The following is a 629-nucleotide window of genomic DNA, read 5'->3' on the forward strand; positions in this document are numbered from 1 at the left end:
GCCTGGGGGCGGCCGGGGCCGGATCGGGCGCCGGTTTCGGAGCGGGCTTCGGCTCGGACTTCCGCTCTCCCATGGATCCCGACTTCATTCCCGACTCCCGTTCGGTCTTCAGTTCGCATTTCACCTCGGCGAGGGAACTCCGCTCCCCCGGCTCCCCCGATGCCGCCAGGGCCGCCACGGCGGCCGTCGGCGCGCCCGTCACAGCCGCGCCCGCCGCCCGGCCGCCCGGCAGGGCGAGCAGCCGCGCACGACCCGGCTGCGGCCGGGAGGCGGGCACCGCGCCCGCCGTCACCGCGCGCTCGGCCAGCCGTGCCCGCACGGCGAGCTCGGCGAGGTGCTCGCAGCGGTGCAGCAACGCGCGGCGGCGGTCGGCCTCGGCGCCGCCGGAGGGTCCCGAACAGAGCGCCCGCAGTGCCGCCAGGTCGTCCGCGTGGGGCTGGTAGCCCGCGGCGAGGGCGTCCTGGAGCCGCTCTGTGTAGCCGGCGGCGGCACCGGGCAGGGCGGCGCGGTAGCGGGCGAGGTCGGCGAGGAGGAAGGCACGCAGCCTGCCGCCTTCGCGGGCCGCCTCGTCGACGGACTCCGCGAGCCGGAGGCACTCGCGCACCTCTTCGGCACGCTCGGGGGTGGGG

At 78.4% G+C, this 629-nt stretch carries 1 protein-coding gene; it reads right to left on the reverse strand.

Features of this window, described 5'->3' with window-relative positions:
* The coding region (locus K6I34_RS37810; protein WP_238490379.1) for a hypothetical protein at window positions 1-629 on the reverse strand (629 nt) is incomplete at both ends.

It is taken from the genome of Streptomyces sp. UNOC14_S4 (genome assembly GCF_020740835.1).
In the GTDB taxonomy this organism is placed as follows: Bacteria; Actinomycetota; Actinomycetes; order Streptomycetales; family Streptomycetaceae; genus Streptomyces.